Raw genomic sequence first — 2,722 nt, 5'->3', positions numbered from 1 at the left:
GTCGCGGCCTTCGCTCACATAGCGGCTGTGCCATTGCGTCTGCAGGCTGCCGTGTAGCGGGTTGGCCTCGCTCAGGGCGGCAGGCAGTAGCAGGGCAAGGCAGAGGTAATGCTGTGGATAAGGGCGACGTGGGGTTGGCACCGAAGCGGCTCCTTGCTGACGGTAAACCCTGACCTTATCAGAGAGGAGCGGAGGTGCGGTGAAGGTTCCCAGGCGACCGGCTAGGCTTTCAGTGCTTCAATCAACATGCCCATGGCCTTGCCCCGGTGGCTGATGGCATTTTTTTCCTCCGCGGGCAACTGCGCGGCGGTGCAGCCTTTTTCTTCCACAAAGAAATGGGGATCGTAGCCAAAGCCTTGCTCGCCCTGGGGTTCCAGCACGATGCGACCGTTCCAGTTGCCCTGGCAGATTAACGGGGTGGCGTCGTCTTCGTGATGCATCAATACAATCAGTGCCACGTAGCGGGCCTGGCGAGCCTCTTCCGGAATCTCGGTGAGCATCTCTACCAGCAGGGCGTTGTTTTTGGCGTCGGTGGCGCCGACCCCGGAAAAGCGGGCAGAGAAAATGCCGGGGCTGCCGTTCAGCGCGGCGACCTCGAGCCCGGAATCGTCGGCGATGGCAGGCAGGCCGGTGTGCTTGCAGGCATTGCGGGCCTTGATGATGGCGTTTTCCACAAAGGTGCTGCCGGTTTCTTCGGCTTCCGGCACATCGAATTCACTCTGGGCGACCACTTCAATATTCAGCGGCGCCAGCAGGTGCTGCATTTCAGCGAGTTTCTTGGCATTGCCGGAGGCGAGTACGATTTTTTCCATGGGGAACTCCTGACGTCGTTAGCTGCTAGCGTCTAGCCGCGAGCCACGAGAAAAAGATAAAAGAGCGGGAACCTGGATCGCGAGTTCCACACTGTCTAACGTCGTAGCTCGTAGCTCGTAGCTCGTAGCTCGTAGCTCGTAGCTCGTAGCTCGTAGCTCGTAGCTCGTAGCTCGTAGCTCGTAGCTCGTAGCTGCTTAGCCCTTCACCCGATAAATGGCGATTTCTCCGAACAGGTTTGGCCACCATTTGCTGAGCACGCTGGTGCGGTGATTACGGTTAATCACCTGGCGTTCGAGGATGCGAATGCCGTGCTTTCGGCAGTGGGTTTCAAAATCCTGCACGGTGCACAGGTGAATGTTCGGGGTGTTGTACCACTCGTAGGGCAGCGCGGACGACACCGGCATGCGCCCTTTCAGGCCCAGGTAAGCGCGGACTTTCCAGTGGCCGAAGTTGGGGAAAGTGATAATCGCTTCGCGACCCACGCGGACCATTTCGTTGAGGATCTGGTCCGGGCGCAGCACCGCTTGCAGTGCCTGGGTCATCACCACGTAATCAAAGCGGTGATCCTGGAAGTTGCCCAGGCCGCCATCCAGATCCTGCTCCAGAACATTCACGCCCTTTTCAAAACAGGCGGCCAGGTTGTCCTGGTTGATTTCCAGGCCATAGCCGGCGGTTTGCTTGTGCGCTTTCAGGTGGGCCAGCAGGGTGCCGTCGCCGCAACCCAGGTCCAGCAGGGTTGCGTTGTGGGGAATCCAGTCACTGATTAGCTGAAGGTCATCACGCATCGGCACTGGCCCCCGCATTTTCCGTCCGGCTTTCGGTTTCGTTGGCGCTGTTTTCCACCTCGTTGGCGACCCTGTGCATGTAGGCACCGAACAATTTGGTGTACTCGGGGATATCCAGCAGGAAGGCGTCGTGGCCCTTGGGCGTGTCGATTTCAGCGTAACTCACATTGCGGCCGGCGTGGACCAGGCCGTTGACGATTTCCCGACTGCGTTCCGGGGCGAAGCGCCAGTCCGAGGTGAACGACATGACCAGGAAGTTGCAGCTGGGTTTGGCGAGCGCCTGCTCCAGGGAGTGGTCGAATTCCCGGGCCGGGTCGAAATAGTCCAGCGCCTTGGTCATCAGCAGGTAGGTGTTGGCGTCGAAATTGCGTGAAAATACTTCGCCCTGATGGCGCAGGTAGGATTCCACCTGAAACTCCACATCAAAACCGAAATGGAAGCGCCCGGCGCGCAGGTCGCGGCCGAACTTCATGCGCATGGCGTCGTCACTCAGGTAGGTGATGTGGCCGACCATGCGCGCCAGAATCAGCCCTTGGCGCGGGTAGGTATCATGCAGGTAATAACGCCCCCCGTGGAAGTTCGGGTCGGTCAGAATCGACTGTCGCGCCACTTCATTAAAGGCGATGTTCTGGGCAGAGAGCTTCGGCGCAGCGGCGATGACCACTGCATGGCTGAGGCGTTCCGGGTAATCGATGGACCACTGCAGGGCTTGCATGCCCCCCATGCTGCCGCCGATGACCGCGGCCCAGCGTTGAATGCCGAGCACATCGGCCAATCGTGCCTGGCTGTTTACCCAGTCCTTCACCGTCATCATGGGAAAGTCCGGGCCCCAGGGCTGGCCGGTCTCCGGATTGATGGACGCCGGGCCGGTAGAGCCGTGGCAGCCGCCCAGGTTGTTCAGGCTGACCACGAAGAAGCGGTCCGTGTCGATGACCTTGCCGGGGCCGATGCAGGTGTCCCACCAGCCCGGGCGTTTGTCGTCCGGCCGGTGATAGCCGGCGGCGTGATGGTGGCCGGACAGGGCATGGCAGATCAGCACCGCGTTGGATGCGTCGCGGTTCAGGGTGCCGTAGGTTTCATAAACCAGATCATAGGTCGGCAGCGTGCGGCCACATTCCAGCTCC

At 60.4% G+C, this 2,722-nt stretch carries 3 protein-coding genes; all 3 read right to left on the bottom strand.

The window, feature by feature from the left end; genetic code table 11:
• Positions 1-221: 221 nt before the first annotated feature.
• Positions 222-812: an RdgB/HAM1 family non-canonical purine NTP pyrophosphatase gene (gene rdgB / locus A3754_RS18765; RefSeq protein ID WP_063520919.1), complete on the bottom strand. Its 591-nt coding sequence runs from the start codon at positions 810-812 to the stop codon at positions 222-224.
• 195 nt (positions 813-1,007) lie between these two features.
• Positions 1,008-1,598 (bottom strand): methionine biosynthesis protein MetW, encoded by a 591-nt coding sequence (gene metW, locus A3754_RS18760; protein ID WP_063520918.1) that lies wholly within the window; start codon positions 1,596-1,598, stop codon positions 1,008-1,010.
• The coding region (locus A3754_RS18755; RefSeq protein WP_063520917.1) for a homoserine O-acetyltransferase at positions 1,591-2,722 on the bottom strand (1,132 nt) is incomplete at its 5' end. The genes A3754_RS18755 and metW, both read right to left, overlap by 8 nt.

Source organism: Alcanivorax sp. HI0083 (genome assembly GCF_001635175.1).
The sequence above is the reverse complement of the archived record's forward strand: the minus strand, read 5'-3'. Positions and strand labels throughout refer to the sequence as shown.